Source organism: Paenibacillus sp. FSL L8-0644, assembly GCF_038008165.1.
GTDB classification, from domain to species: Bacteria; Bacillota; Bacilli; order Paenibacillales; family Paenibacillaceae; genus Paenibacillus; species Paenibacillus polymyxa_D.
This window is the reverse complement of the sequence record NZ_JBBOYN010000001.1, coordinates 4,302,195-4,327,787: the sequence shown is the minus strand read 5'-3', so window position 1 is coordinate 4,327,787 and position 25,593 is coordinate 4,302,195. Positions and strand designations below refer to the sequence as shown.

The following is a 25,593-nucleotide window of genomic DNA, read 5'->3' as shown; positions in this document are numbered from 1 at the left end:
ACATCTTTTATTTTTGTGATTTGGTAACAGGGCTATTTTCGCATATAATGGAGAGTAACGAATTTACGTATAGGGGTTGGACCTTTTCATGACATTGAATTTTGAATCGCTCGGCGTTGAACAAGATCTGTTGGACAAACTGACTGAGCATGAAATTACACAGCCTTCGCCAGTTCAGGCAGAGGCTATACCGGAAATAATGAAGGGAAAGCATGTATTGGCGCGCTCACAAACTGGCACAGGCAAGACACTGGCTTATTTGCTGCCGCTGTTGCAAGCGATTGATCCGCAGAAAAAGGCTACGCAAAAGCTGATACTAGCTCCAAGCCAGGAACTGGCCATGCAAATTGTACGTGAGGGTCAGCGCTACGGTGAGCATCGCGGAATCCGTGTACTCGGTCTGATTGGTGGGGCGGCTATCAAACGTCAAATCGAAAAGCTCAAGGATCATCCACAGCTTGTCGTGGGCACACCAGGACGTGTACGGGAACTCATCGCTTCAAAAAAGTTGAAAATGCACAATATTACAGCCATTGTTATCGATGAGGTGGATCAGATGTTCCAGCTCGGCGGAGCAGGCGATGTAACCAATATATTGGGCACCGCCCAACGTGATCGTCAATTGGTATTCCTGTCCGCAACGCTGAACGACGAGATTCAGTCGCTGGCGAAACGGGAGATGCGTGAATACGTAGAAATTGGGATTGATCCCGACCAGAAGACGGCCAGTGGACTGGAACACTATTACTTTGTATCTGAAGAACGGGATAAGGTGGATATGCTGCGCCGTCTGGTACGTCATTTTAATCCGAGAAAAGCGCTGGTGTTCGTGAATACAACCAATGCCATCGGGGAGATTGAGGCCAAGCTCAAGCATATGGGGCTGACTACGGCATCCTTGTATGGAGATGCGGATAAAGTCACGCGTAGCAATGTGTTGGCCCGATTCCGTGAGGACAAGCTCAAAGTGCTGGTCGCTTCGGATGTGGCAGCCCGTGGTCTGGATATTGAGGGCCTTGAAATGGTTATTCATTTTGATCCGGCTACGGATAGTCAAGCTTATGTTCACCGTGCAGGACGGACAGGACGGATGGGACGCAAAGGATTGGTGGCATCGGTTGTCACTGACCGTGAAACGTTCATCATGCGTAAGTTCTCCCGTGAACTGGGCATTGACATCGCAGAGCGTGCGTTGCATGGAGGTCGAGTAGTTGTGCCGCGTCCGGCGGATGCCAAGCGTGCACCTGTAAGACCCTCCGAGGCTAGATCCTTATCTAACGGAGCATCGGCGGAGGATCGAAAGGCACCTGTTCGTGCCGAGAACGGACGTCCTGGCAGGAATTCCGCGAACGGTTCAGCTCCAGGCAAGAGCAAAGGTGCAGCCTTGTCCAAAGCAGGAAAAGCACAGCGCGAGCGTGATCGCAAAAACAAGGGTGCACCAAGATGGCTGAAGGAAAAAGGATCAAAACCGAACGAGTAAGGGAGAAGAGGGGGAGCCATGGAACAACAGCCTGTGTTGCAAATTAACGGACTGACCGGCGGATATAGCGCCAAGCGCCCGGTGTTGCATCAGATTTCGCTGGATGTGAAACCGGGCGAAATGGTAGGACTGATTGGTCTGAACGGGGCCGGGAAAAGTACGACCATGAAGCATATTTTGGGCCTGATGACACCGCAGGCCGGAGAAATTCGTGTGCAGGGGCATAAGCAGGATGAAAATCCCGAGGAATATCAGGGAGCCATTGCTTTTGTACCTGAATCTCCAGAGCTGTATCCTGAAATGACGGTGATGGAGCATATGGAATTCACGGCCAGAGCGTACGGAGTTAGCGAAGCAGATTTCCGCACACGCAGTGATCAAATGCTGGACTTGTTCCGTATGCGGGATAAAAGTGGAAGTATGTCGATGCACCTGTCTAAAGGGATGCGCCAGAAAGTGATGATTATGTGTGCATTTTTAGCGGGACCGCCGTTGTATGTCATAGATGAACCTTTTTTGGGTTTGGACCCGCTTGGTATTCGTTCCCTGCTTGACTTTATGTTAGAGATGAAGCGTTCGGGTTCGTCCATTCTACTCAGTTCTCATATTTTGTCCACGATTGAAAATTATTGCGATCGTTTCATTGTACTTCATCAGGGTGCCATCATTGCGCAGGGTACGCTGGACGAAGTGACAGCACAGGCGGGTAAGCCGGGCATGCCGCTGGAAGATGCATTTTATGAGCTGGTACAGGGCAGGGAATGAGCATGGATTTGCAACGTCTGCATAAAGAAAGACGTGTAGCGTTCTGGGGACAGGTGTTGCCTTATCTGGGCTATGTCATTCAGAGCGGTCTGGCGGTGGTGTTCGGCTTTGCACTGATTGCCTTTGCCGCATGGTACACGTCGCTACTAATGCATACTCCACCGGATTTGCCCATCCGCTGGATCATGCTTATTGTGGCTATTCCGATTGCTCATGCGAGCTTTCGTACGTATTTAAACGCAGCGGATATTGTTTTTCTCCGTCCACAGGAGCACGCAATGCACTATTATTTTAAGGCCAGCCTGATTCGGGGTGTGGTGTATAAAATATTCGGTTTGCTATTGCTGTCTATTATCGTGTGGCCGCTGTATATTCGCAGTGATTCCGCGCCTAAGCCGTTGCTACTGACCCTGCTACTGTTCGTGCTATTAAAGCTGCTATTCAGCTACGGCGGCTGGCAAGAGCTTCGTATGGTATCGATTGGCGGGAGTATAGGCTATCGTCTGCTTCGGTGGGTGTTGGCTGTGCTGATGGTAGCCGCATGGCTATGGCAGCCTCCACTACACAGCGTACCATTTATCATATTGGTCGGTGTGGTGTACGTGCTTGTTCTGCGTTTTCCGGTCAAGCTGCTAGTGGCTTGGGAAAAGCTGATTCGTACAGAGGGTATGCAGGCTGCTCGGGTGATGCGCACTTTGGGCTGGTTTGTCGATGTGCCCGCCCTTACGCAGAGAGTGACGCCGCGCCGTTGGCTATCCTGGTTGGGAGGTAACATACCTTGGAACAGAAGGGGAGCGTATCGTTATCTGCTGTTTAAGACGTTCCTGCGCACAGAGCCAGCAGGTATTGTCATTCGGCTCGGGATTCTGGGGTTGTTAATTATATATATCACCCATGCTAGTTGGATTGGTATTGCAGTATATTTATTTTTCATATTCCTCATTGGTGTACAGGTCACTTCACTAAGGCAGTATCACAAGGATTCGTTATGGCTTCAGTTGTATCCGATTCCTGCGCATAGTCGTCGTGCGTCTTTTCTCGACTTTGTTGTTCGGTTGACGTTGCCGGCTGCTGTGGTTCTGTGGCTTCCTTTTCTGGCAAAGGGAACGGAAGATCTACTGTCTACACTGCTCACGTTGCTTGGGGGAGTTGCAGTAGTGTTCCTGCTACGAGGCGCTCAAGCCAAAAAATGGCGTTTGGACGGTCAGGATGAAGAAGAAGTGTGATTTGTATCTATGTGAATAAAGTAAAGGCTAATTCGCAGGCAGCACTTGCTGCTTGCGAATTAGCCTTTTTTTGTACTGCTATCATAGCCGTGGGTGCAGATATCCGTCAGCTTATATAAAGATCGTTTTGCTGATGATAACTAATAAAATGAACAGTACCAGAATTGTTCCTGTGCTTGTGAATGCGCCGTAACCACCGTAACCGCCTCTTGTTTCTTCTGCTCCCATGCTCATTCTCCTCTCGGTCATTGTGATAAAGGATACATCGTATCTTATGAAGTGGATTTTCAGATTGCGTGGGCCATTGCTCAGGTATGTTGCTGAATCGCCTTATATTTTTCATCAGATGTAGGGGAGGAGAGAGGAAAAGACACGTATTGTCGAGAATAGAAGAAGTACGTAATCATTATCACTTGGAAAGTGGGAAAGACGAGATGCTGATAGATAAGCTGCTCGTGAACATATTTCTTGTGTTTGTACCGTTATTGGTATATAGCGCTTTGTCAGATCATCGGCATATGAAACATACCCCGTTGCTTATGGGAGGGGTGCTGGGTGTGTCTTCTGTGCTTTGCCTTATGTTTTCGTATATTTGGTATGGACTATTTTGGGATCTTCGATATGTTCCTCTGATCCTTTCTGTTTTATATTTTGGTCCTAAGGCAGGGCTTCTGAATATAACGTTGATGGTGATGGCTCGTATGTATATAGATCCTGAGTCTATAGTGGTGAGTTTTCCCAGCATGATGTTGTGTTATTTGGGGCCTCTCTTGGTGAGAAAAAAGTTTATGCAGCTCAATAGTATATTGCTTCGGGTGGGCATGAATATGCTAATGAGTATATGGACTAGTATTGCCATGTTTATATTTCTGTTAATACATTCCTGGGTCAATGGAAGGCTAGATAAGGATGAGATCGAGCTGATCCGGGCAATACTCTGGTTCGGTATGATTCAATTCCTAAGCATTGGAGCCTCCTCTTTCTGGATGGAGTTTAGTTTGGAACGGGAAGAAATGAGAAGAAAGATTAAATATGCTGAGCATCTGAATACGTTAGGTGAACTGGCTGCCTCTATGGCTCATGAAGTACGGAATCCATTGACCGTTATTAAAGGGTTCTTGCAAATGGTTCAGTCAGGGCTAGAAGGGAAAAATCGCAGATATATTGCTTTGGCACTAGCAGAGGTCGATCGGGCTGAAAGAATTATTAGCGACTATCTGAACTTATCCAGACCGCAGATTGGGAACACAGAGCTGATGGATCTGTCTGGCATGGTTCAACAGATTGTTTTGCTTTTGAAACCGATGGCGACCAAGCAAGGCGTAAGACTGTATACTGAGCTAAGGAATGAAATATACGTACATATGGATCGTAATCAGCTGTTACAGGCGTTAATACATGTGACGAAAAATGCGATCGAAGCTGCGGATGATGGAGGCAGGGTATACATAAAGCTGGCGATTCAGGAAGAGAAGGCATGTCTGCATATTAGGGATACAGGAAAAGGCATGAGTCAGGAGCATCTGGAGCGAGTGGGTACTTTGTTTTTTTCAACCAAAGAGGTAGGAACGGGACTGGGAACGGTCGTCTCCTTTCGAATCATTGAAGCCATGAACGGAAGTATACACTATGAGAGTGAGCCCGGAGTCGGAACGGAGGTAGTCATCCTGCTGCCACTCGCACAAGAATCAATGCTCGCTGCTGAAGGATAGTTTGTTTCGAAGTGTGACTTACAATGGTTCAGCCCATTAAAAAGCGGTATGCCACAACATCCGGCATACCGCTAATGATGCTATATTGAATCTGTTACATATTATGCGTTCAACAAATCTTGTGCGCCACGGTAAACAATGTCATACAGGTCTTCCAGATACTCTTCCTCGATACATGAGAATGCGATTCGGAGATCATATTCACCCAGCGCAATTGTTCCTACCCCATATTGTTCCAGCAAATGTGTGCGCAGTCGTTCAGCGGACAAGCCGTTCAGCTTAAGGCACATAAAATAACCCGAATTGAAAGGATAGTAGCTCCATACATCTCCGTATTTTCCACTATCGAGCAACGCTTTGACTTTATTAGCCCGCCCCTTCATAATTTGGAACTTTTCATTTTTCTGTTGTTCAAAATCGGGTGATTTGAGGGCATCCAGGACGAAGGTTTGAGATGGGTGAGGACCGCTCGAAATCGTTGCCCGAATAATCCCTAATGTTTTTTGTTCCAGTGCGCTCAGTACATCCTGATGTTCCGAAGCAAAGGTAATAAATCCGACACGGAAGCCCCAAACGAATTCTTCTTTGGTAGCTCCGTCAATTTTGACGGGTAGAATTCTCGGATGAAGTCCAGCTAACTGACCGAATAGTGATTCATGCAGGGAGTCCTCGAAGAACAGACCAAAATAAGCGTCATCCGTCACAACTACGACATTGATGCCTGCTTCTGCGGCTTCCTGAATGGCAGCAACAATCGCTTTACCCTCTTCGACTCCCGGTGTGTAGCCCGTCGGGTTATTCGGGAAGTTCAGCACAACGATTGCTTTGCCGTATTCTTTCTGTGCCAGTAGCGCCTCGCGTAATCCTTCACTATTAAAACGTTGATCCTCTGTGAACAACGGGAAATTCACCAAACGTCCATGACGGCGAATACCGAAAGTCAGCTCATAGTTTTCCCAGTTTTTGTCTGGGTAAATGACAGCGTCCCCTTCATCCGTGAACAGGTCGGCAACGATGCTCAAACCATGGGTCAGCGCGTTCGTAACTACGGGAAGGCCATAACCTTTTCCAGCCAATGAAGGGTTTTCCTTCAGCATTTTGTCACGCCATACACTACGAAGTTCAGGTTTGCCCGCAGGGGGTGCGTAAGGGTATAAATCCTTGGGATTGTAAGCGGACAGCTTCTCCTGAATGACCTCCAAATGCATAGGACCGTTACCTTCCGTAGCAATACCAATCGTGGCGTTGTACTTTTTAGCAAGCTTCCCGGCTTCTGCGGATTGACTCAAAATCCCCTCTTTTGGGAAATAAATTTCTTTCCCTAAAAGAGAAAGCATTTGATATACATGCTCGTTGCCTGTCTGAATGTTTTGGTTTAACTGCGCTGCCAGTGGATTCATTCCCGTTTCATCCTTCCAAGTCATTTTGATTACATATTATAGCATCACACACGGTAAGCGTCACGCAAAAGCATCTGGGAGCATAAAAACGCATTTTTTTGCTTAATGAAGGCGCTGAGCTTATATTATAAATTAACGGGATAGAGGACAACCAAAGATTAACAAGAGGAGGTGCAGATTTTGCTGGATACATCTGCGTCATCGTTTATCCTGTTGTCGGCCTTCGCCAAAATTGTGTGCGAGCCGGGCTGGAAATGGCAGGTACGCGAGAAGCCGATGCCAAACTATGATTTATTCTATGTATGGAGCGGAGAAGGAACAGTGGTCTTAAACGGAACATCGTATCCGGTGAGCAAGGGGAGTTGCTTCCTGTTCAAGCCGGGGGATGATACCCGTGCCACACATAACCCGCAAAAGCCGCTCATACTTACCTATATTCATTTTGATCTCATCGAACAACCAGAGCTAGTCCCTGCAAGCTACCGTATGCTGGAGGAAACGTTCGAGGTAGAGCATATGCTTGCCAGGTACGTTCGACTGCGCCTGGAGCGTGCTTACGGAGCTGACGAGGAAGGCAAGCTGATTCTAAAACAACTGATGATTCATCTGCTGCGTGCGGACCGTAAGGAGCCGCAGGAGCAACAGGCCAGTAACCAGCTCACCGAGGTCATTCGGGAAACGGCCAACTACGTGCGTCAGCATCCGGGACTTCCTCATCGCGTCGAGGATTTAGCTGCACGGGCAGGGCTGTCACCGCGTTATTTTTCGATTAAATTCAAGGAGCTGTTAGGTGTTTCTGCGCAATCTCATATTATCAGCATGCGGATTGAGCGTGCACAGCATCTATTGCTGCATGCGGGAATGAATGTGACCGAGGTGGCAGAGGCTTTGGGGTATCGTGACATCTTTTTTTTCAGCCGCCAATTCAAGCAATACACGGGGAAAAGTCCGTCTGAGATCCGCTAATGTTATAGACGGTGGACAAGCTGTTTCGGATTTAGGCATAATGGGAGTAACGCATGACAAATATAAAGGATAAATTCCAAAAAAAGGACCCGAGCCATTACGCCGGGTCCTTTTTTATATGAGCAATTTATATCATTCGATCCCAATGCTCATATGTGTAGCTATAATCCTGTTATGATACATTCACTTATGCTTTGGGATCATGTCGAAAGCAACCCAGACGTTGTCCCATTTTCACCACATCCCCCAGCTTCAATGCGGGGTCTGGCTCAAACGTACCGTTCTCAGTTAGCAAAACGACGGTTGACCCAAATTCGAAATAGGCGAGATCGTCTCCTTTTGTCCATGAGACGGCTTTATCATCCGTATATTTGATGCTACTCACATTCATTGCGCCAACCTTAACGACCGCCACCTCACCATATTCGTGGGCGATGTACGTAATCTGTCGTTCATTGCGGCTAAGAACTGCTCGCATATGCTGCAAGCCGAAGTCATTCACTGGGTATACCTTGCCGCGCAGATGCTCTTTTTCTACCAGCGTACCGGATACTGGTGCATGAATGCGATGATAATCCGTCGGGCTGAGATAGAGTACAAAAGCATAGCCGTGTGTGTATTTTTCAAGACGCGGAGAGCGGTTAAGAAGCTCTTCCAGCGTATAGTCCTGCCCTTTGACATTCAAAAGAGTGCCGGACGTAATTGGGCCAGTGAAAGTAATCCGTGCATCCACCGGACTGGTCATCACCTCGGCGTTCGTATCAATCGGGCGCATGCCCGCTTTTAATTTGCGTGTAAAATAGGCGTTCAGAGAACGGTATTCCTTCCATTCCTGTTCAGCCTCATGCGTCTGGATCTGGTACGTACGTATAAAGGTGGGGATAAAAAGTCGGCTTGCACCGCTTTGCGCGAAGGAGCCCACAATCCGGCACACCCACTTGCGCGATGATAGCTCCGTCATGAGCCGCAGCCACTGTTTTGCCATTACAGATCCCCCTTGTTCATTTCCGAGCCGTCTTGGCCGGAACCTGTCCGGCCGCTCTGAACTATATTGACACAGAATGTGACGTAAATCAATACAGTGGACGGCCTGGTGAACGTTCGGTATCTGACGAAGGCATCCGTTCGAGAAGCCAACGAGCGTAAGCCATCGGCTGAGTGTATGTTTCTTTCCAGACATTGTGCATGCCAGCCTGGCTGAAGCCATAGCGCTGGTCACGACCGTTGCATTCGATAAAAACAATCTTGCCTTCACGGGTAATTCCCAGATCCAGACCGACATCGGCGAGACGAGGAAGGGTTTGTGCCAGTCGGTGCACGATTTGTAACGAGAGCCGCTCTAGTTCATTCATTAACCGGACTGCGTTCGAAGTCTGAACCGTCTCTGTTTGTGATAACACCTCCAGTAAGGAACGGGCCGTCCCCCCCTGTGCCACATTGGAGACAAAGGTGTGGGAAGGAGCAATTTTAGCGAACATGCCTGTCACACCCCAGATACCGCCATATCCGCGCTGAACCGTCACACGGATATCAAACGGACGATTGTTGTACAAAGCAAGCGGTATGGTTTCCTGTACGATATGAGGCACATGCAGCAGTCGTTTGTGTAGAAATAACGGGAGTTCTCCGACATGCAAACGTAGTGTGGACCAACGCTCAGGTATAGAAGGATGTGCACATTGCAAAGTCCAGCCTCCGCGGGAATGCCGCAGACGCATAATTCCTCTACCCACGCTACCGCTACTGGGTTTAATGACAACATCTCCGGTTTCTTTCATTAAGGTATGGATGGAGGAAAGGTTGCCTTGCAAGGTTTTGGGGAGGTGGATGCGTAGCAGAGGGTCTTCCTGCAGAATTGCATGTATATGGTCTTTGTGGAAACGGTTTTGTTCATTAAAAATGTAGTATCCCTTTTTTACAAGCTTGTTGATATCTCTAGCATTTTCATTTTGCCGATAGAGAGTCCGATTGTGAATGACCGGCGGCAACGGAAGAATTATCTGCCGATACTCGTTGCCGTGTTTAACAAAAGCCCGGCATGTTCCGGTCGCTATATGAATATCCTCCAGACGAAGAAAGCAGGGGATGAGCTCATAGCTTAACCCGGCGTCCTCGTAATTGGCGATAGATTCATATCGCGTCCTCATGGCGGGAATGCCCCGGTAGGTTGCCGGGTTGAGCATGACGCCGACATGCAACATGAGTATGTCCGCCCTCCTTGTAGTCACTCCAACTGATCATACTGTGATTGTAGTCCATCATATGTATCAAAGATCGGCCAGGCATGGACGCTAGCCTTGCGGTAAGCCCAAAGTTAGAAGCGAGGCACCTTTCAGGGAGGCAGACGATATGATACAAGATGAGTGTTGCAGAGTGTTGGAATAAGGTCAGAAAGTAGGTGTGGTGATGCAGAGGCCGAAGGTAGCAGTTGTTACACCGGGCTCCTTTGTTATACCTTCGCCCCGCAGCAGTTCTGTGGAGCGGGTAATTGCCCGCATGGTACCGCTGGCTAGTCATGAGCTTCAGGCGCAGATCTATGGCATAAAGGGAGCAGAGGCATCGGATCATGGCGATGTCGACGGAATTCCCTGTATGCGTTTTACGCGGGGAGCAGGTTATATTTCTGAGGTGATTGCCGATTTAAAGAGATGGTCACCAGCGGTAGTAGATGTACACAACCGCCCGGCAGTTGCGTATGCCATTCGCGAGGCTTTGCCCAATAGCCGAGTTGTGCTGACTTTGCATTCGACCACGTTCATCCGGGAGCCTCACCTTGAACGGAAGGACATGGGTAGGCTACTGGCATCAATGGATCGCATTATTGTGAACAGTGCGTATTTGGGAGCAATCGTAGCTTCTGACTGTTCCGAAGCAGTCAGGAAACGCATCGTCGTAAACAAGCTGGGTATCCATCCTGGCGATTTCCTGCCACGGTGGACTCCAGCAGCAGAAGCGGCCAGGTCGGCGCGATTGGACGATTTCGGCTGGTCAGGCCGCCAAATCGTATTATTTGCGGGCAGACTGATGCCAGGGAAGGGCGTTCACCGGCTGCTCAAGGCCCTGCGGCATGTCGTCCGCGCCTGCCCGGGCGTACTGCTGCTCATTGCAGGTAGTGCCTATTACGGGCATGACCGCCTCACGCCGTATACGGCGTCGTTGCATCGGCAGGTGCGTAAACTAAGGTTGGGGAAGCATGTGCAATTCCTAGACTATGTTCCGCATCCAGCATTGGCCTCGCTATATCAGCTAGCCGATGTGACTGTTGTTCCTTCAGTGAAGGATGAGGCCTTCGGGCTGGTCAATCTGGAAGCTATGGCAGCAGGAGTGCCGGTGGTCGCTTCACGAATCGGCGGTATTCCAGAGGTAGTACAACACGGCGAGACAGGCTGGCTTGTGTATCCGTCTCACGGTGAGCAGGAAATGGCCGATGCCATCATCAGGCTGCTCCAGCAACCTGACTTGCGACGACGGATGGGAGAAGCCGGACTTGGCGAGGTACGGAGACGATTTTTGTGGCAGCACTCAGCACAACGCTGGGCACAAATCATAACGGACTGCGCAACGGAGTGACGCAGGCGCTGTTACGCGCATAGGTTATCTTATAGGCATTAGCCATGATACCCAGCCGGGTGAATGAAGCGGAGCGACCGCTGGTTCACTCCTGTGCCAAAGGAGCGGTCACCATGAACCATCGTACGAACCATAGCCCTAAGGATAAAAGAACAGCGCGACGTAACCCTTCCAATGCGGTTCCCTCCCGCCGTGTTAACAAGGAAAAAGCGGCTTCGACTTCCGGCAGTCCTAGACCGAGCCAGCGCGGGACGGCAACGGTTCCTGCCCCTGTAGAGAAGGATACCTCCGTTCAAGCTGTAGAGGAAGCGGCGTGGAAGAAGCATAAGCTTCCCAAAACGCTAGAGGAAGCGATGCAGATGAATCGAGCATCTGTACTGCTGTTGTCTGTGCCTGAGTCAGATACGGAATGCAGGATGGATAACGATAAACCGTCTATTACGACGGAAGATCAGGCAGAGCAAGATTCATTACTGGATTGTTCCATAACCAGTATTCACATTGCGGAAGGAAGACACCGCCCAAAGCAGCGTGTGATCTTGCCTGAGCAAGATATCGATCTAGCCTTCGATACGGAGAAAGAAGAATTAGACTTGAATGCCATTCACGATGGATCAGCGACCAGTGACGAGGCTTCTGACGATCATATAGCTTCACCACAATATGGGAGCATTTCTTTTCACCTACCCGCACGGGCAGATAGGGGCGAAGTGAGCGTTGTATTTGAGAAGCCATTTATAGATACACAATATGTAATCACTGCCAATGCGAGTATACCGGGAGTGATGGTATCCGTCACACAACGTCAGAGGCATTCGGTAGTACTTACTGTGGAACGCATACACTCGGGACCGATATGTGAAGGGTTGGTCCTTTGGATTGCGATGGGGCAATAATAAGAAGCCAGGAATATAAGTGTCCATAATCAACTTTATACTAGAAAAAAGGCGTCCCATAGTGGGACGCCGTATACATAAAAGGGAAGGGGGTAGACTTGTAATATCGGGGAAGTTTGTATTATTTCACTTATCTCACACCTACAGCGTCAAAAGACTTCATAGCAGAGGTTACGGCTATTGAATTTTCACCATAACTGTCTTTGGCTGTTTGGATAACAGCAGCACGTGCGGTGGAGAAGTTAGACGTGGAAGTCAGATAATTGGTGAAGGCATTATAATAAATATATACGGCTGCATCACGTCCGATTCCATCTACCTTGACACCATGAAAAGTGCCACCTTGTGCCAGTAGATAGTAGGCTTTATTAATAATACCGCTATTAATATGGGCTCCACCATAATCCTCGTTGTTAGGATCAGGATAGAGATTGCTGTAGTGATCGACTTGACCGTATTTGACAGGATCGGAAAGGGAGCGAATGGCATCGCCCTTAATATTAGGGGTATAAGCGACTTTGCCGAAATCCCAATTGGTACGCTCAATGTCGTTGCCTATAATATCTGAGATGGCTTCACTTAATGCACCAGATTCAGCGAAATACACGAGCCCTGATGAATGCTCGGTCACACCGTGTGTCAGCTCATGGGCAACAATTTCAAGGTCGCTGCTAAAAGGGGCAAATAACGTGCCGTCTCCGTCTCCGTAAAGCATGTGAGTGCCACCCCAGTGGGCATTATTGTAGTTCTTTGCGCCGTAATGGACTGCCGAAGCGATGGCCATGCCATGCCCGTCAATGCTGTCGCGTCCAAATCTATCCTTGTAATAATCGTAAGTGCGAATAGCGTAAGCGTGGGCATCCACCGCAGCAGGATCTTCCCATACGTTATCGGAATCTGTATACAGGGTGCCGGGGAGCGTCTCGGTGTTGTGGACGTTATAAGTTAGGATTCCTTTACCACGAGTCGTATCCTTTAGTTGATACTTCTTGCCCGAGGCTGTGGTTTCAAATGTTTTGGTATCGCCGAATACACCGCGCCCTGTGCCGATTACTTCGTTAAGAATGTCATACTTGAATACGATTTTTCCGTCATTAGCGTCAATAAAGTAACGTGTGCGCAGCAGAGTGGGCTGTAGAGTATTAACTTCGGTTACATAGACGAGACGTGTGGAGTCTCCATCGGGATAGATGTACAGTTCTGCTGTAGGGTCCACGCTTGGTTCCAGATTGGCAATCTTGGGAATAGAGGATGCAGGCTCTACCACTTCCAATGTACTGTTCTCCAGTTCAGCTGCTTTATCCAAATCCAAGGAGTCCTTATCAACAGAGATTGAAAATTCATTGTTAGATGCTGTTCCGTAAGTGTCTTTACTTACACTACTTGTACCCTCGTAAGGTTCAGGAACGATTGGGGCGGAGGAAGGGAGAGACTGAACCCGTATAGCTGCATCTTTATAAGCGATATATACAGCCTCAGTAGCACTGATTTTTGGAGTTGTATTTTCTTTAGCATCGGCTTGTTGATTTTCTGAAATGACAGCTCCCAAATAAGAGGTGATTTGACCAGACTTGTTCACATGGATGGTCTGTTCGGCTCCAAATACGGGAATTCCGTCTACATATTGTTTTAACCGATAATGCTTTGTACCAAATTTGTCACTGGTGCGATCCACGATACGAAATTGCTCGCGCACATGGGAACCGATGTGGGTATCGTCCAGACTCAATAATGTTTTTTGTTGTCGATTTAAAAAGCTCCAGACCAGATTGTCGCCTGTTACCGTTGAAGGAGACTTCCAGTTCACCGTTTGGAATGTTGGCGTAAACTGAGTCGGATCGGGAACAGAATTTTCAGCTGCGGAGGCTCCAGGCGCAATGGCTCCTAATAACATAGCTCCTCCTAGAAGTGAAACCCATACTTTTTTCAATTCATACTCACTCTCCTTAATTAATGTTGGGGTAAAAAACACCCTGTTTGCAGAAGCCTAGCGTCATATATGTAAGTCTTGTTGCCCCTTTGAAACGTGAAGAGGCTGGATAAAAATGACCTTATGTAAAATATTAAGGTTTATTTTTTTTGCAATTTCATCGTCTCGGCTCTGATATTAGCACAGAGGTTGTCGAACGAGAAGATTAATTTTACAAAATACCCCAAAATGAATCTTTAGTCCCTGATTTACGGTTTATTTGTCTTATTTAGTCGAAAATGATCGGAGGGACTCTATGAATATGAAAAGGGCGCCCCTTTGAGGGGACGCCATAAATAAGGGGGGAAGGGGCGCAGACTTGTACACTGCACCCCTATTTTTTCGTCCATTGTATGAGTAGGGCCACATGACAGTTGCACAACGGCAACGGTCTATGGACGAGAATATGAGGATTATAGCGTATATGATTTAGTTTACACCTACAGCATCAAAAGATTTGGCAGCTGCAGTTGCTTGTGCCGAGTTCGCACCGTACAGATCTTTTGCCGCTTGGATCACAGCAGCGCGTGCGTTGGAGAAGTCAGAAGAAGAAGTCAGGTAGTTCGTAAAGGCACTATAGTAAATTTGGACCGCTGCATCGCGGCCAATTCCATTTACAGCTACCCCATGGAAAGTACCACCTTGTGCCAATAAATAGTAGGCTTTATTAATAATGCCGCTGTTCGTATGAACGCCACCGTTATCGGAGCTGCCTTTATACAAGTCGGAATAGTGATCTGGTTGATCATACAGCGTAGGATTTGACATAGAGCGAAGAGCATCGCCTGCAATGTTTGGCGTATAAATATCATCGCCTACAAGCCAGTTTTTACGCTGAATGTCATTGCCGATAACGTCCGAGAAAGCTTCATTTAATGCACCGGACTCTCCGTAATATTCCAAATTCGAAGTATACTCTGTGACACCGTGCGTAAGTTCATGTCCCACTACATCGGGGTCCCCGCTGAAGGCGATAAATGTGCTACCATCCCCGTCTCCATAAGTCATTTGGGAGCCATTCCAGAAGGCGTTGTTGTAGCGGCTACCGTAATGGACTGTCGAACGGAGTTGCAGCCCGCGTCCGTCAATGCTGTTGCGTCCAAATTTAGACTTATAGTAATCATATGTTTTGGCAGCATATGCATGGGCATCCACGCCGGCTGGATCATTCCATACATTATCGGCATCGGTCAGAAGGGTACCTGGGATGCTTTGGCGGTTGGAGGCCGTGTAAGTCACGATACCATTACCGCGTGTTGTATCTTTTAACTGGTAGCTACTACCGGAAGCCGTCGTGTTGAATGATTTGCTATCACCAAGCACACCTTTACCTGTGCCTGTCGCTTCATTAATGATGTCATACTGGAATACGATGCTGCCATCATTGGCATCAATAATGTAGCGAGTACGCAGTGGGGCAGGTTCTAAAACATTGACTTCTGTTACATAAACCAGCTGCAGGTCATCCCCTTTAGGATAGAAGTACAGATCGGCTTTAGGATCTACTTCTGGCTGCAGATTAGCGATTTTGGCAATGGAACTTTTTTCTGTCTCCACCGCTTCAATTTTGCTATCTTTCAAGGCAGACGCTTTATCAAGACTCAGCTCGTCTTTATCAATGGATAGCGTTTTTTCGTTGTTAGCTGCTTCGGCGTAAGTGTCTTTGCTTACACTGCTTTGTTCCTCAGCATCTTTAGAAATCGTATCGTCGGAGGTAGGGAGGGCTTCAATCCGTGCAGATGCTTCTTTATATGCAGTGTAGACCGCTTCAGAAGCGCTGATTTTTGGAGTTGTACCTTGCGCAGCTTCAGCTTGCTGATCCTCAGTAACCACCGCTCCTAAGTAAGAGGTGACCTCACCAGATTTGCCCACATGAATAGTCTGTTCAGCTCCATATACGGGAATCCCGTTTACATACTGTTTCAGCCGATAATGGCTCACACCGGACTTGTCGCTTGTGCGATCAACGATTCGGAATTGTTCACGTACACTAGAGTCGTCCGCACCCAATAACGATTTCTTTTGCCGATTCAAATAGCTCCATACAATGTCGTCACCCGATACCGAGGAAGGGGCTTTCCATTGCTCGGCGTGAAAGGTCGGTGTAAGCTGAGTCGGCCCCGAAACGGAACTCTCCGCTGATGCACCAGACGCGACAGACCCTAACAACATAGCTCCTCCAAGAAGCGAAACCCATACTTTTTTCATTAAAAATTCACTCTCCTCGATTAATGTCAGGATGAATCATCCTGTCTTGAATAAGGCATTGCGCCATTTATGTAGGTCGTGTTGTCGTCTGGAATAGAAGAAAATGGAACATGAAGAGAAATACCGAAGTGTTTTTCATGAAGCGTACGTGAAAAGAGGGTACTGCAGTATGAAGCATGTGGCCTAAAAAGGTGACAAACTCCTCCTTTCCTGTCGTATATAAAGAAAATAGAATAATGGTGGATAATGGAAAAGAATGACTTATGCAAAAAAAACTAATGTTGATTTTTTGAACTCCCATCATCTGGCTCTGATATTAGCACAGAGAATGACAGACGAGAAGATCTATGTCACAAATTTATCCAAAATGAATCTTTAGACCCTAATAACTCACTTATTTAATAGGATTAATAAGTTATGTAAAATAAAGTCGAAAATTGCTATGTCGAAAAGACTCCACGCTTGCCGTTACACACGGCTTTTGGACCGCATAGGTTATGTTGAACTGTCCTAATCATGCTGTCCATCTATACAGCAGGAAGGGAGGTGAGACGGGAGCATGAAGAAGCAGGGAAGAGCTGGATACAAGATCAAACGGAGGCGGCATTCCGGCGCATACTATCATTCTAAGATGTGGCTGCCGTTACGAATGCCGAACATGCATAAGACCCCTGCCATGAGGGAGGTACTCGACACGGAGAGAGGGGCACAGATCGGCGAAGAGCGACCATCTGGACCGTCATCAGTGGGAAAGTTTTTCGTATCTGTCATTATTCCGGCCATGAATGAGCAAAAAACAATCGGAGCTGTGATTCGCGAGGCGCGCCGTGTCCATCCACATACAGAGGTTATCGTCGTTGAGAACGGATCACACGATAGAACGGCGAAGGTGGCAGCAGCGGCGGGAGCTCGTGTACTTTCTTTCCCGGAACCGCTCGGACATGATGTTGGCCGTCGTGTTGGAGCGGAGGCGGCATCCGGACAGATCCTGCTTTTCCTGGATGGGGATATCGTCATTCCCTGCGTTAGACTCCGGCCGTTTATACACGCCATATGTGCAGGGGCGGATGTGGTGCTGAATGATTACCATGGACCTGTGAATCGTACGCCCGTACATCCTGTAGTGGAGGCAAAGCATGTATTGAATATCTTGTCGAATCGTGCTGATTTAGGGGGAGCGTCTATGACTGGCATTCCACACGCCATTAGTCAAAAGGCTCTAAATAAAATAGGTCCAAAGCCCTTGGAGAAACCTCCCTTATTTCAAGCTATGTCCATCGCTTCCGGGTTACGAGTGGTGACTGTATATGGAATAGCTGTCGGTAAAATAAATGCGACACGTAAAAAACAGAACGGCAAGGACCCGCTGGCAGGTGTAATTGTTCAGGATCATCTGGATGCCATTGCCTGGCTTACATCGCATCTGGGAACGCGTGCAGGCTTTACGGATTTGGAGCGCAAACGGATCAGAGACGAGGTGAAACTGTGAGTAGACCGTATCGCAGAGGGAAGCGTGAAGAACCGAGCTGGGGGATCAGACGTGTTCAGCGAAAACGAGGAACGACGACTTCAATGCATAGCCGTAGGGTGAGAAAGCCCACACCTCGGGCAACAGGAATGACCGAAGTGACTCCACCTGTGGAACGCGAAGTTCCGGGAGATATTGTATTACAGGGAACCGCAGCGGCCGTGGTCAGCGCCTGTAATGAAGAGTCAACGATTGACCGGGTGCTGAGCGAGCTGGAAAAACTTCCGCTTACGGATATCATTGTCGTATTGAACGGCTGCACGGACGGCACGCGCTCCACCGTAGCCAAACATCATCCTAATGTGACTCTCGTCAACGTGCCCGATCGACTGGGGCATGATGTTGGCCGTGCAGTAGGCGCGCGTATGACGCAGGCTGATATTGTGCTGTTCGTGGACGGAGATTTGCCGATTTCGGGATCTGATTTGCTGCCTTTTCTCCACGCGGTGGATCAGGGAACGGATGTCGCGCTTAATGATCTGGGCAGACATTTGCCCCCCTATGCCCAGCAAGACAGCGTGACACGGTGCAAAGCATTCCTGAATCGCGTACTGCGCAGGCCGGATCTGGGAGCAAGCTCATTGACCGCCGTACCGCATGCATTATCTCGGCGTTTACTGGATCAGCTTGGCTCAGCCGTGCTTGCCGTACCGCCAAAAGCCCACGCCATGGCAATTCTGTATGGCATGATCGTGGCGGCAGTACATGCTGTCGATGTCATTAAAACAAACCGTAAGCGGACCTTCAATGTTGGCAAAGGGAACGCTATGGAACAGTTGATCGTCGGTGATCATGCAGAGGCACTGACAGCTGTGTTTCAGGTAGCCGGGTATTCCCCGCTCGGGCCTGTTCCAACACGGGTAGACGTTGCCAAAGGGAGGAATGCACAATGAGTCTGACGAGCATCATTATTCCGACTTATAACGGCCTGCATCTGTTAAAGCCGTGTATTGAGGCGATTCGGACACATACGATAGATGTACCGTATGAAATCATTGTTGTGGACAACGCTTCGAATGACGGAACGGATGATTTTTGCGCATCCGAGCGGCTGATCAGCATACGTCTTCCTGAAAACAGGGGCTTTCCAGCAGCATGTAATATGGGGCTCCGGCTGGCTTCGGGTGATCAGTTCGTTATTTTAAACAATGATGTGACGGTTACGCGGGGATGGCTATCGAATATGTTGGCCGCATTGCAGAGCGAAAGCATCGTGGGATTGGTGGGACCGGTGACGAATTGCGTCAGCGGTATTCAGCAGATACACGGCTTGGAAGGAGATTTGGCCAGCTGTCTGAGATATGCGGAGCAGAATAATGTAAGTAATCCCTCCAGGTGGCAGGAGGTTAAGCGGTTGGTCGGATTTTGTTTGTTATTCCGGCGTGATCTGATGGAACGGATCGGATTGCTGGATGAACGGTTCAGTCCCGGACATTATGAGGATGACGATTATTGTCTGCGCGCACGTGTGCATGGCTACAAGCTGCTCATGTGCAACGACTGTTTTGTCTATCACGAGGGGAATGCGAGCTTCTCACGCTCGGAAACTTCCTGGATCGAAGAGCTGATCGAGCGGAACTATCGTTTATTTATAGAGAAATGGAGCATAGATCCCAGAATGTTCATCGAAACTGGAAACGCTGGGGTTGTATGCACTGAACATGCTGTCGAAGGAGGAAGGAAGATATGAAAGGGGTTATTCTCGCAGGAGGAACCGGATCGCGCCTTCATCCGTTGACTACATTACTCAACAAGCATCTGCTTCCGGTCGGCAAGTATCCCATGATCGTATATGGTATCGAGAGGCTGCGACAGGCTGGAATCACCGATATGCTTATTATTATTGGTAAACAATCGGCCGGGCTGTATACCGATTTTTTGGGCAGTGGCAGTGATTATGGTGTCCAACTGACCTACCGGATTCAAGAAAAGGCGGGCGGCATTGCAGAAGCACTCGAACTGGCAAGAAGCTATATGCAGGCAGAAGAGAAATTCACTGTTTTGTTAGGTGATAATTTGTTCAAGGAAGACTTGGGACCTGTGATCGAACGATTCAAGCAACAGCCCCCGGGGAGCGCCAGAGTGTTGTTGAAAAAGGTGGCAGATGCTCGTCGTTACGGGGTACCCGTGTTTGATCCTGAGCGTCCGGAGAGCATTACGCGGATTGAAGAAAAGCCACAGCATCCCCAATCCAAATACTGCGTTACGGGTATCTATATGTACGATACTGCCGTGTTCGATAAGATCCGGCAAATTACACCTTCGGCACGTGGTGAGCTTGAGATCACGGATGTTAACAACTGTTATGCCGCTGAAGGCAAGCTGGAATATGATATTTTACGGCGTTATTGGAGCGACGCAGGAACCTTCGATTCCCTTCAGGAAGCTGGATTGAAAATGAAAGGACTTCTACCTTGATCTCAATGAAACACCATCCTACCGGGCCAGGCATATAGTATAGGCATAATGCCACCCGGAGGAGTGAACGGCATGAAACGCCTGAATATGCAAAGGAAACACAGCAAGCGGCTCGGAAAGAAAGGCTACTGGTCAGGATATAAAAGGGGCCAGGAGCAAGGTAACAGGTTGGGTCAGGCTTCGTTCGGCAAGGTTTTTGAAGGCGTCAGTATTATCATTCCGTCCTGCAATCAGCTTCAACAGCTCCGTGCATGCATTCACCGTATTGAGGAGAATACGAGCCATCCTCACGAAATTATTGTAGTGGACTGCGGCTCGACGGACGGGACATCCACCTATTTGCTCCGTAAAAGCATCGCTGTGCGTTATGCGCTGTTAAAAAAGGATGTGCAAATGATAGGTAGCCTGAATCAGGGGCTGATGATGGCAAAAGGAACAACTATTGTGGTACTGGATCAAAACTCCATGGTGACCCCCGGCTGGTTGGATCGGTTGTTAGGGTGTTTACACAGCGATCCGCGTATGGGTGTTGTTGGGCCTGTAACGAATGGTCCATTCAAAGAACAGCAGATCGAGGTTCCTGATATGAACGAAAATGGAGCACGTCAATTTGCCATGACCTTCAATGTTCCCAAACCGGATGCATGGCGAGAGACCGAAAGCTTGGCTGGATTTTGTTTATTGCTGCGCAGAGAGACACTGAAAAAAACGGGCTACTGGGACGAAGGCTGCCACAGTATTGAGGAGGCCCATGCAGATTGGCTACTGCGTGTGCGTTTGTTGGGGATACGTATGGCAATTGCCGGAGATGCTTTTATCCATTATGAAGAAAGAGATCGGGATACGGTGTATGGTTTTCCTCTAACGACCGAAACAAGCGGTTCAATGGAGGAAAGCAGCCGGAACCGATCCTTTTTTGTACAAAAGTGGGGGGACGCGGATAAGCTGTTCCACAACCTGAAATTCAGTACAGCGGAGACGGACGACCAGATCTCAACAGGTAAGGAAACACACGTATCAGCGGCAAGCTTTTACCCCATCGGAGCGGTTGTTCAGGGACCGTCCGGTGTAGTATTTCGGTTAGAATCGGGAAGAAGGCGGTATTTGCATGGAGTCAGTGCTGCGGGAGGTGAAAACGTGCGCCCTGTCAGATTGTCTCAGCTGGACTTGTTGGCACTTCCCTTGGTAGGGAAGCCGGAGGTCACAGTTTCCGGCAGCACTGATGCACCTGTAGCTGAGTCGCCAGAGGAACCCTTGCCTGTGCTGGCGGCTCCTGAGCTGGGGAACATGTCCATGCTTCCCACACTTCATATCCCGGCCCAACGTAGGCGATGGATCGAGTTACTGTATGCTGAAGGTGGGCAACTGTACCAAATCGGCAACGGTTGGAAAAGACCATTCCTTACCCTCTACGCTGTGATGAGTTGGCGGGCTGAGGACTATCCAATTCAATTTTTGTCCTCTGAAGAATTGTCGGCATTGCCGGAGAAGCAGCCTATTATTGCTCCACCGGTGCTGCACGGGCATCTGTAATGATCTGAATAGGCGCTTTTAGGCGGAACCGACTACTCGCTGCGGCATACGCTGTAGTAGCGGAAAGCCCGTAGGTAATTCGTGCGTTCCGCACGGCGGAGCACATAAAGGAGGGGCTTATGCATAACGAGTTAGATGATTTGCTGATCCACATTTCGCACTCGCAGCAGCAGATGTCAAGGTTGTTGGATGCGGAACGGCAGGTGGTTGTGCGCATGGCGCAGATCATACATGAACTGCCAGATGAGGAGCCGCGTTTTGACGGAATTCCGGGCATTCTCGACAGCTCGGGACAAGTAAACAAAAGCATTGTGGCCTATCTGAACGGCATTGCCGATCTTCAGGAAGCAATGGCTGAAATGCTCGTTCGTGTCGTGAAGGAAACGGCATACCCGGAAGAGGAGTAACGTAACAACCGAGGGCAGGGAGTGAACACATGAGTAGGGAACAAGCAATGATTCACATGCTGGACGCGGCCTCCAAAATGCAGCGGAATGTGTCTATGATCCTGGAGGCCAAGGCGGTCGAAGCAGAAAAAGTGCGTAATTGGGCGCTGAACCATCTGGCGCCCCACGCCTTTGACACCGATGAAGAACAGCTGGGGCGACCTTTGGAGATTCACGAGCAAATGGTGGAAATGCTGGAGGGATTAACGCGGCTTCAGACTGGTCTTTGCAGCAATCTCAAAGCATTGCTGGATCAGGATGAGCAGCAGGGTGGCGGCATGGAAGGGATGATGGGAGGCATGGGCTCGGGGGATATGAACTAATGAGCATGAGGCGTGAACGTGAGATCAAGCTGGATATAATGGAGTCTATTGCTGCCAGCCAGCACGCCGTTGCCCGGATGCTGACCAGTCTTGCGGACTTGACGCCCCATGCGGATATGTCGGCTACCCGTCTGGAAGAAACCATTCGTATACTCAGCAACTACCAGGGCGAAATCACGCAAATGTTGGCGGGTATTCCATTAAGACGACAGGTATATGGAAAACCGACGAAGCCGTGGCTCCATGTGCCTGTTCAGAAAAATGAAACCACCACGAGAAAGCAAAGGAGGAATGAAAATGAGCACAAGGTGGGAACGCGCCACTCGGGAAAAAGCCCGCAAAAGACGTAAAGATGCCCGGCGTTCCAGCATTCGCAGATTAAAACGGAGAAGAAGACGTCTGCTTGCTCTAAGACGCCGTAAAAGAGGACATCATTCTGCACGTAGAAGACATCCTCTTTTGCGGCGGCGAAAAAAACCTCAAGCTAACCCGGTGGCAGTCCCTTCTGCGGAGAATCCACAGCCCGGGACTGTTGCATTGGAGCATGATCCGCAGGCATTTCAGCAGGGGTATGATGCAGCTTACAACGAGGGTTTCAATTCAGGCTTTGCCAAAGGTTATGAAGATGGACACCAGGTCGCTTACAAGGCTCAGTAAACTATGCAGAACATCCATGACAGCTAACCCCCCGAAGCTACACAGCTTCGGGGTTATTTGCGGTTCGGCAGTTGGACGGGCAAACGCCAATTTTGTCCGGGCAGTGGCAGTCGTCCATGATGCGTTTGACCCCTCCGCATATAGTTTAGGAGTGACAGAAGTTTATCCTACAACAGGACAGGGTGAAGGATGTGAACGATCAACAAAGCGGAAATGAACGCGAAGCGTACCGATGCGGCTATCGGGAAGGACGCAGAATGGGCGGTTGCACGGCTGCTCTGTCACAGGTCGTGGCCATACAGCCTGCTGTTCGTCATTTGAAAGTGTTGTATATTCCGCAAGGTTTCGCAGCTATAGACACAGGTGTGCAAGAAGCATTAGGCCAAATATGCAGCTCATGCGCCATCGGTACGCCTGCTACGATGCTAGCTGACGCCGAGGCTCAACGTCCAGACCTCGTGCTGGTCATGAACGGGCTGCATGTTTTTCCGGCGGATCATCTGGAGCAGGTACAGCAAATACGAGCCCTAGGCATTCGGACGGCCATATGGTTTGTAGATGATCCTTACTTTACGGAGGATACGGCGTTGATCTGTCAATCCTACGATGTCGTATTTACGCACGAAATTTCTTGCCTGCCGTTTTATCGCGATCAGGGAGTAACGAGGGTTCACTATTTGCCGCTGGCTGCGTCAGCTCGTATCTTTTATCCTCGGCGGGTAGAGCGGGAGCATCAGCATGATATTTGCTTCATTGGAAATGCCTTCTGGAACCGTGTGAAGCTATTCGACCACCTAGCTCCCTTCTTGGCGGACAAAAGAGTGCTGATCGTAGGTGGGCACTGGGATCGGCTGACCCGGCGGGATGTGCTGGAACGCTTTATCCGTCCGGGTTTTATGGAACCGGAAGAGACCGCTCAATATTATAACGGCTCTAAAATTGTCATCAATATGCACCGCCCGACAGACCCCGGACTGGATAATCGGAATACACACCAGCTTTCAGCGGAGTCCATCAATCCTCGGACATATGAAATTTCTGCTTGCGGCACGCTTCAAATGACGGATGTTCGGAAGGATTTGAGCCGTTATTACCGACCAGGCTATGACATTGAAACTTTCTCTGGAGCAGATGAATTGAAAGTGAAGCTGGACTACTATCTCAAGCATGATTGGGAACGCGAACGCATGGCCTGGCGCGCATTGTACACGACTATGCAAAAGCATATGTACTCCAATCGCATGGAAGAACTGCTGGACAAGGCGATGGCCTAAAGTAAACACCATAAACAGTGAGGAGTGAAAGTGATGACGATATCTACGACAGGACCGTATGACCCGGCTGTTCACCAGACGGCGGCAGCCTCCTGGGAAAAGGGGAGAACTGCGGGATTGCATGACGGATACGACGAAGGATATCTGCGCGGCCGTGCTAACGCAATTGTTGCGCGGATGAAAGCAGTTTTCCCTTTTCGACAGATCCATGTACTGTATGTCGTCTCAGGCAAAGGCCTTCCGTATTCTCCGCTGGATGAGGCGGTCATTACCACATTGCAGAGCATGACGGCTCAGGTTACCGTAACAGACCCACGTCAGCCGGTAGGAGATATTGCCGCTCAGCTCCGTCCGAATCTGATGCTGGCACTGGATGGAATGGATCTTCCGTTGGAGCAGGTTACTGCGGTACGCCAGTTGGGCATCCCCACCGCCATCTGGCTAACGGACGATCCATATTACACCGACACGACGACCAAAATCGTTACGAATTATGATTATGTGTTCACGTTAGAAATGAACTGCATGGAGCTGTACCGTCAGTTGGGTTGCACGTCTGTGCACTATTTGCCCTTTGGAGCATTTCTGACTCACTATTTCCCCCTCAGCTCGCCCGCTTCGGTACGACGTGAGATTGGGTTTACAGGCTCAGCCTACTGGAACCGCATCTATTTCTTTAATCCGATTATGCCGCAGCTCATGGCTCGTAACATTAAAATCAACGGAATCTGGTGGGATCGTCTCCCAGATTATCAGTCGTATGGCGACAAAATTGAGCTGGGTCGCTGGATGTCTCCGGGCGAGACCAATGATTCGTACAACGGCAGCAAAATCGTAATTAATCTTCATCGTTCCCATCAGGATGATTCGGTGAACAACAACTCACTGAAAATTCCGGGGGCTTCGCCCAATCCGCGTACGTTTGAAATTTCTGCCAGTGGCACGTTGCAACTGACAGATACAAGAGATGATCTGGCTCGTTTTTACAAGCCAGGGGAAGAGATAGAGACCTACAGCTCTCAGCAGGAACTGCTGGAGAAGGTTGAGTTTTATTTGACGCATGAAAAGGAGCGTCGTGAGATTGCTCTGCGTGCTCTGGAACGAACCCTGCGGGAGCACACGTATGGTCACCGGATTGACCAACTGTTGTCGGTCATATTTCCATAAGGTGATTCACACGTCCGGTGGTTGCTATTTTAAAGGAGGTGAACTCCGATCAAGC

24 protein-coding genes are annotated in these 25,593 nt (G+C 49.1%); 18 read left to right on the top strand and 6 right to left on the bottom strand.

The features are described from left to right. The first annotated feature begins 88 nt into the window (after window positions 1-88). The 3 genes from NSS94_RS19645 to NSS94_RS19635 are packed head-to-tail and all read left to right on the top strand — an operon-like array spanning window position 89 to window position 3,471. Window positions 89-1,480: a DEAD/DEAH box helicase gene (locus tag NSS94_RS19645; RefSeq protein WP_029518262.1), complete on the top strand. Its 1,392-nt coding sequence runs from the start codon at window positions 89-91 to the stop codon at window positions 1,478-1,480. A gap of 18 nt (window positions 1,481-1,498) precedes the next feature. Continuing rightward, the gene (locus tag NSS94_RS19640) at window positions 1,499-2,245 is read left to right on the top strand and encodes an ABC transporter ATP-binding protein (protein WP_013311782.1); all 747 of its coding nucleotides are present in this window, start codon (window positions 1,499-1,501) and stop codon (window positions 2,243-2,245) included. Between the two features lie 2 nt (window positions 2,246-2,247). Beyond that, window positions 2,248-3,471 (top strand): ABC transporter permease, encoded by a 1,224-nt coding sequence (locus tag NSS94_RS19635; protein WP_029518263.1) that lies wholly within the window; start codon window positions 2,248-2,250, stop codon window positions 3,469-3,471. 111 nt (window positions 3,472-3,582) lie between these two features. Here the strand turns inward: NSS94_RS19635 and NSS94_RS19630 are convergent, their stop codons facing one another. Beyond that, complete coding sequence (locus NSS94_RS19630) at window positions 3,583-3,699, bottom strand: hypothetical protein (RefSeq protein ID WP_023990126.1); 117 nt, start codon at window positions 3,697-3,699, stop codon at window positions 3,583-3,585. A 206-nt stretch (window positions 3,700-3,905) separates the two neighbouring features. Here NSS94_RS19630 and NSS94_RS19625 point away from each other — a divergent pair, with 206 nt between their 5' ends. Then, window positions 3,906-5,183 carry a sensor histidine kinase gene (locus NSS94_RS19625; protein WP_029518264.1) on the top strand — a complete coding sequence of 426 codons (1,278 nt, stop codon included), beginning with the start codon at window positions 3,906-3,908 and terminating at the stop codon, window positions 5,181-5,183. A gap of 101 nt (window positions 5,184-5,284) precedes the next feature. On the opposite strand, the gene NSS94_RS19620 is transcribed toward NSS94_RS19625, so the two are convergent. Next, window positions 5,285-6,583: an aminotransferase class I/II-fold pyridoxal phosphate-dependent enzyme gene (locus tag NSS94_RS19620; protein ID WP_029518265.1), complete on the bottom strand. Its 1,299-nt coding sequence runs from the start codon at window positions 6,581-6,583 to the stop codon at window positions 5,285-5,287. Between the two features lie 180 nt (window positions 6,584-6,763). On the opposite strand from NSS94_RS19620, the gene NSS94_RS19615 reads away from it, so the two are divergent. Continuing rightward, a complete protein-coding gene (locus tag NSS94_RS19615) occupies window positions 6,764-7,549 on the top strand; it encodes a helix-turn-helix domain-containing protein (protein ID WP_069012637.1) in 786 nt (261 codons plus the stop codon). Window positions 7,550-7,736: 187 nt separating this feature from the next. Here the strand turns inward: NSS94_RS19615 and asd are convergent, their stop codons facing one another. Both asd and NSS94_RS19605 read right to left on the bottom strand, forming a co-directional pair. After that, window positions 7,737-8,534 (bottom strand): archaetidylserine decarboxylase, encoded by a 798-nt coding sequence (gene asd / locus NSS94_RS19610; RefSeq protein WP_029518267.1) that lies wholly within the window; start codon window positions 8,532-8,534, stop codon window positions 7,737-7,739. 88 nt (window positions 8,535-8,622) lie between these two features. Next, the gene (locus NSS94_RS19605; RefSeq protein ID WP_341039961.1) at window positions 8,623-9,750 is read right to left on the bottom strand and encodes a YheC/YheD family endospore coat-associated protein; all 1,128 of its coding nucleotides are present in this window, start codon (window positions 9,748-9,750) and stop codon (window positions 8,623-8,625) included. A gap of 205 nt (window positions 9,751-9,955) precedes the next feature. Between NSS94_RS19605 and NSS94_RS19600 the strand changes: the two genes are divergently transcribed. Both NSS94_RS19600 and NSS94_RS19595 read left to right on the top strand, forming a co-directional pair. Next, complete coding sequence (locus NSS94_RS19600) at window positions 9,956-11,119, top strand: glycosyltransferase family 4 protein (protein WP_029518269.1); 1,164 nt, start codon at window positions 9,956-9,958, stop codon at window positions 11,117-11,119. 113 nt (window positions 11,120-11,232) lie between these two features. After that, the gene (locus NSS94_RS19595; RefSeq protein WP_029518270.1) at window positions 11,233-12,015 is read left to right on the top strand and encodes a WIAG-tail domain; all 783 of its coding nucleotides are present in this window, start codon (window positions 11,233-11,235) and stop codon (window positions 12,013-12,015) included. 130 nt (window positions 12,016-12,145) lie between these two features. Here the strand turns inward: NSS94_RS19595 and NSS94_RS19590 are convergent, their stop codons facing one another. Both NSS94_RS19590 and NSS94_RS19585 read right to left on the bottom strand, forming a co-directional pair. Then, a complete protein-coding gene (locus NSS94_RS19590) occupies window positions 12,146-13,945 on the bottom strand; it encodes a M4 family metallopeptidase (protein WP_341039960.1) in 1,800 nt (599 codons plus the stop codon). A 468-nt stretch (window positions 13,946-14,413) separates the two neighbouring features. Further along, on the bottom strand, window positions 14,414-16,192 hold the full coding sequence (locus tag NSS94_RS19585; RefSeq protein WP_341039959.1) for a M4 family metallopeptidase: 1,779 nt from the start codon (window positions 16,190-16,192) through the stop codon (window positions 14,414-14,416). A gap of 559 nt (window positions 16,193-16,751) precedes the next feature. Here NSS94_RS19585 and NSS94_RS19580 point away from each other — a divergent pair. The 11 genes from NSS94_RS19580 (at window position 16,752) to NSS94_RS19530 (ending at window position 25,538) form a co-directional block, all read left to right on the top strand. After that, complete coding sequence (locus NSS94_RS19580) at window positions 16,752-17,681, top strand: glycosyltransferase family 2 protein (protein ID WP_029518272.1); 930 nt, start codon at window positions 16,752-16,754, stop codon at window positions 17,679-17,681. Next, window positions 17,678-18,613 (top strand): glycosyltransferase family 2 protein, encoded by a 936-nt coding sequence (locus NSS94_RS19575; RefSeq protein WP_340956717.1) that lies wholly within the window; start codon window positions 17,678-17,680, stop codon window positions 18,611-18,613. Before NSS94_RS19580 ends, NSS94_RS19575 begins: the two co-directional genes overlap by 4 nt. After that, on the top strand, window positions 18,610-19,410 hold the full coding sequence (locus NSS94_RS19570; protein ID WP_069012642.1) for a glycosyltransferase family 2 protein: 801 nt from the start codon (window positions 18,610-18,612) through the stop codon (window positions 19,408-19,410). The genes NSS94_RS19575 and NSS94_RS19570 overlap by 4 nt, the downstream gene beginning before the upstream one ends. Continuing rightward, window positions 19,407-20,138 (top strand): sugar phosphate nucleotidyltransferase, encoded by a 732-nt coding sequence (locus tag NSS94_RS19565; protein ID WP_029518275.1) that lies wholly within the window; start codon window positions 19,407-19,409, stop codon window positions 20,136-20,138. The genes NSS94_RS19570 and NSS94_RS19565 overlap by 4 nt, the downstream gene beginning before the upstream one ends. 72 nt (window positions 20,139-20,210) lie before the next feature. Further along, window positions 20,211-21,671, top strand: coding sequence for a glycosyltransferase family 2 protein (locus tag NSS94_RS19560; RefSeq protein WP_069012643.1), 1,461 nt, complete (start codon window positions 20,211-20,213; stop codon window positions 21,669-21,671). Window positions 21,672-21,790: 119 nt separating this feature from the next. Next, window positions 21,791-22,078, top strand: a complete 288-nt coding sequence (locus tag NSS94_RS19555; RefSeq protein WP_013311765.1) for a hypothetical protein — start codon at window positions 21,791-21,793, stop codon at window positions 22,076-22,078. 29 nt (window positions 22,079-22,107) lie between these two features. After that, the gene (locus tag NSS94_RS19550) at window positions 22,108-22,440 is read left to right on the top strand and encodes a hypothetical protein (protein ID WP_029518277.1); all 333 of its coding nucleotides are present in this window, start codon (window positions 22,108-22,110) and stop codon (window positions 22,438-22,440) included. Next, window positions 22,440-22,790: a hypothetical protein gene (locus tag NSS94_RS19545; protein WP_039272663.1), complete on the top strand. Its 351-nt coding sequence runs from the start codon at window positions 22,440-22,442 to the stop codon at window positions 22,788-22,790. Before NSS94_RS19550 ends, NSS94_RS19545 begins: the two co-directional genes overlap by 1 nt. Beyond that, on the top strand, window positions 22,738-23,097 hold the full coding sequence (locus NSS94_RS19540) for a hypothetical protein (protein WP_039272662.1): 360 nt from the start codon (window positions 22,738-22,740) through the stop codon (window positions 23,095-23,097). The genes NSS94_RS19545 and NSS94_RS19540 overlap by 53 nt, the downstream gene beginning before the upstream one ends. Window positions 23,098-23,279: 182 nt before the next feature. After that, complete coding sequence (locus NSS94_RS19535) at window positions 23,280-24,371, top strand: CgeB family protein (RefSeq protein ID WP_029518280.1); 1,092 nt, start codon at window positions 23,280-23,282, stop codon at window positions 24,369-24,371. Between the two features lie 33 nt (window positions 24,372-24,404). Further along, window positions 24,405-25,538 (top strand): CgeB family protein, encoded by a 1,134-nt coding sequence (locus NSS94_RS19530; RefSeq protein ID WP_029518281.1) that lies wholly within the window; start codon window positions 24,405-24,407, stop codon window positions 25,536-25,538. Window positions 25,539-25,593: the final 55 nt, after the last annotated feature.

Coding starts and splice junctions, on each gene's coding strand:
- NSS94_RS19645 (WP_029518262.1), top strand. CDS start 89: ATGACATTGAATTTTGAATCGCTCGGCGTTGAACAAGATCTGTTGGAC.
- NSS94_RS19640 (WP_013311782.1), top strand. CDS start 1,499: ATGGAACAACAGCCTGTGTTGCAAATTAACGGACTGACCGGCGGATAT.
- NSS94_RS19635 (WP_029518263.1), top strand. CDS start 2,248: ATGGATTTGCAACGTCTGCATAAAGAAAGACGTGTAGCGTTCTGGGGA.
- NSS94_RS19630 (WP_023990126.1), bottom strand. CDS start 3,699: ATGGGAGCAGAAGAAACAAGAGGCGGTTACGGTGGTTACGGCGCATTC.
- NSS94_RS19625 (WP_029518264.1), top strand. CDS start 3,906: ATGCTGATAGATAAGCTGCTCGTGAACATATTTCTTGTGTTTGTACCG.
- NSS94_RS19620 (WP_029518265.1), bottom strand. CDS start 6,583: ATGAATCCACTGGCAGCGCAGTTAAACCAAAACATTCAGACAGGCAAC.
- asd (WP_029518267.1), bottom strand. CDS start 8,534: ATGGCAAAACAGTGGCTGCGGCTCATGACGGAGCTATCATCGCGCAAG.
- NSS94_RS19605 (WP_341039961.1), bottom strand. CDS start 9,750: ATGTTGCATGTCGGCGTCATGCTCAACCCGGCAACCTACCGGGGCATT.
- NSS94_RS19600 (WP_029518269.1), top strand. CDS start 9,956: ATGCAGAGGCCGAAGGTAGCAGTTGTTACACCGGGCTCCTTTGTTATA.
- NSS94_RS19595 (WP_029518270.1), top strand. CDS start 11,233: ATGAACCATCGTACGAACCATAGCCCTAAGGATAAAAGAACAGCGCGA.
- NSS94_RS19585 (WP_341039959.1), bottom strand. CDS start 16,192: ATGAAAAAAGTATGGGTTTCGCTTCTTGGAGGAGCTATGTTGTTAGGG.
- NSS94_RS19580 (WP_029518272.1), top strand. CDS start 16,752: ATGAAGAAGCAGGGAAGAGCTGGATACAAGATCAAACGGAGGCGGCAT.
- NSS94_RS19570 (WP_069012642.1), top strand. CDS start 18,610: ATGAGTCTGACGAGCATCATTATTCCGACTTATAACGGCCTGCATCTG.
- NSS94_RS19565 (WP_029518275.1), top strand. CDS start 19,407: ATGAAAGGGGTTATTCTCGCAGGAGGAACCGGATCGCGCCTTCATCCG.
- NSS94_RS19560 (WP_069012643.1), top strand. CDS start 20,211: ATGAAACGCCTGAATATGCAAAGGAAACACAGCAAGCGGCTCGGAAAG.
- NSS94_RS19555 (WP_013311765.1), top strand. CDS start 21,791: ATGCATAACGAGTTAGATGATTTGCTGATCCACATTTCGCACTCGCAG.
- NSS94_RS19550 (WP_029518277.1), top strand. CDS start 22,108: ATGAGTAGGGAACAAGCAATGATTCACATGCTGGACGCGGCCTCCAAA.
- NSS94_RS19545 (WP_039272663.1), top strand. CDS start 22,440: ATGAGCATGAGGCGTGAACGTGAGATCAAGCTGGATATAATGGAGTCT.
- NSS94_RS19540 (WP_039272662.1), top strand. CDS start 22,738: ATGAGCACAAGGTGGGAACGCGCCACTCGGGAAAAAGCCCGCAAAAGA.
- NSS94_RS19530 (WP_029518281.1), top strand. CDS start 24,405: ATGACGATATCTACGACAGGACCGTATGACCCGGCTGTTCACCAGACG.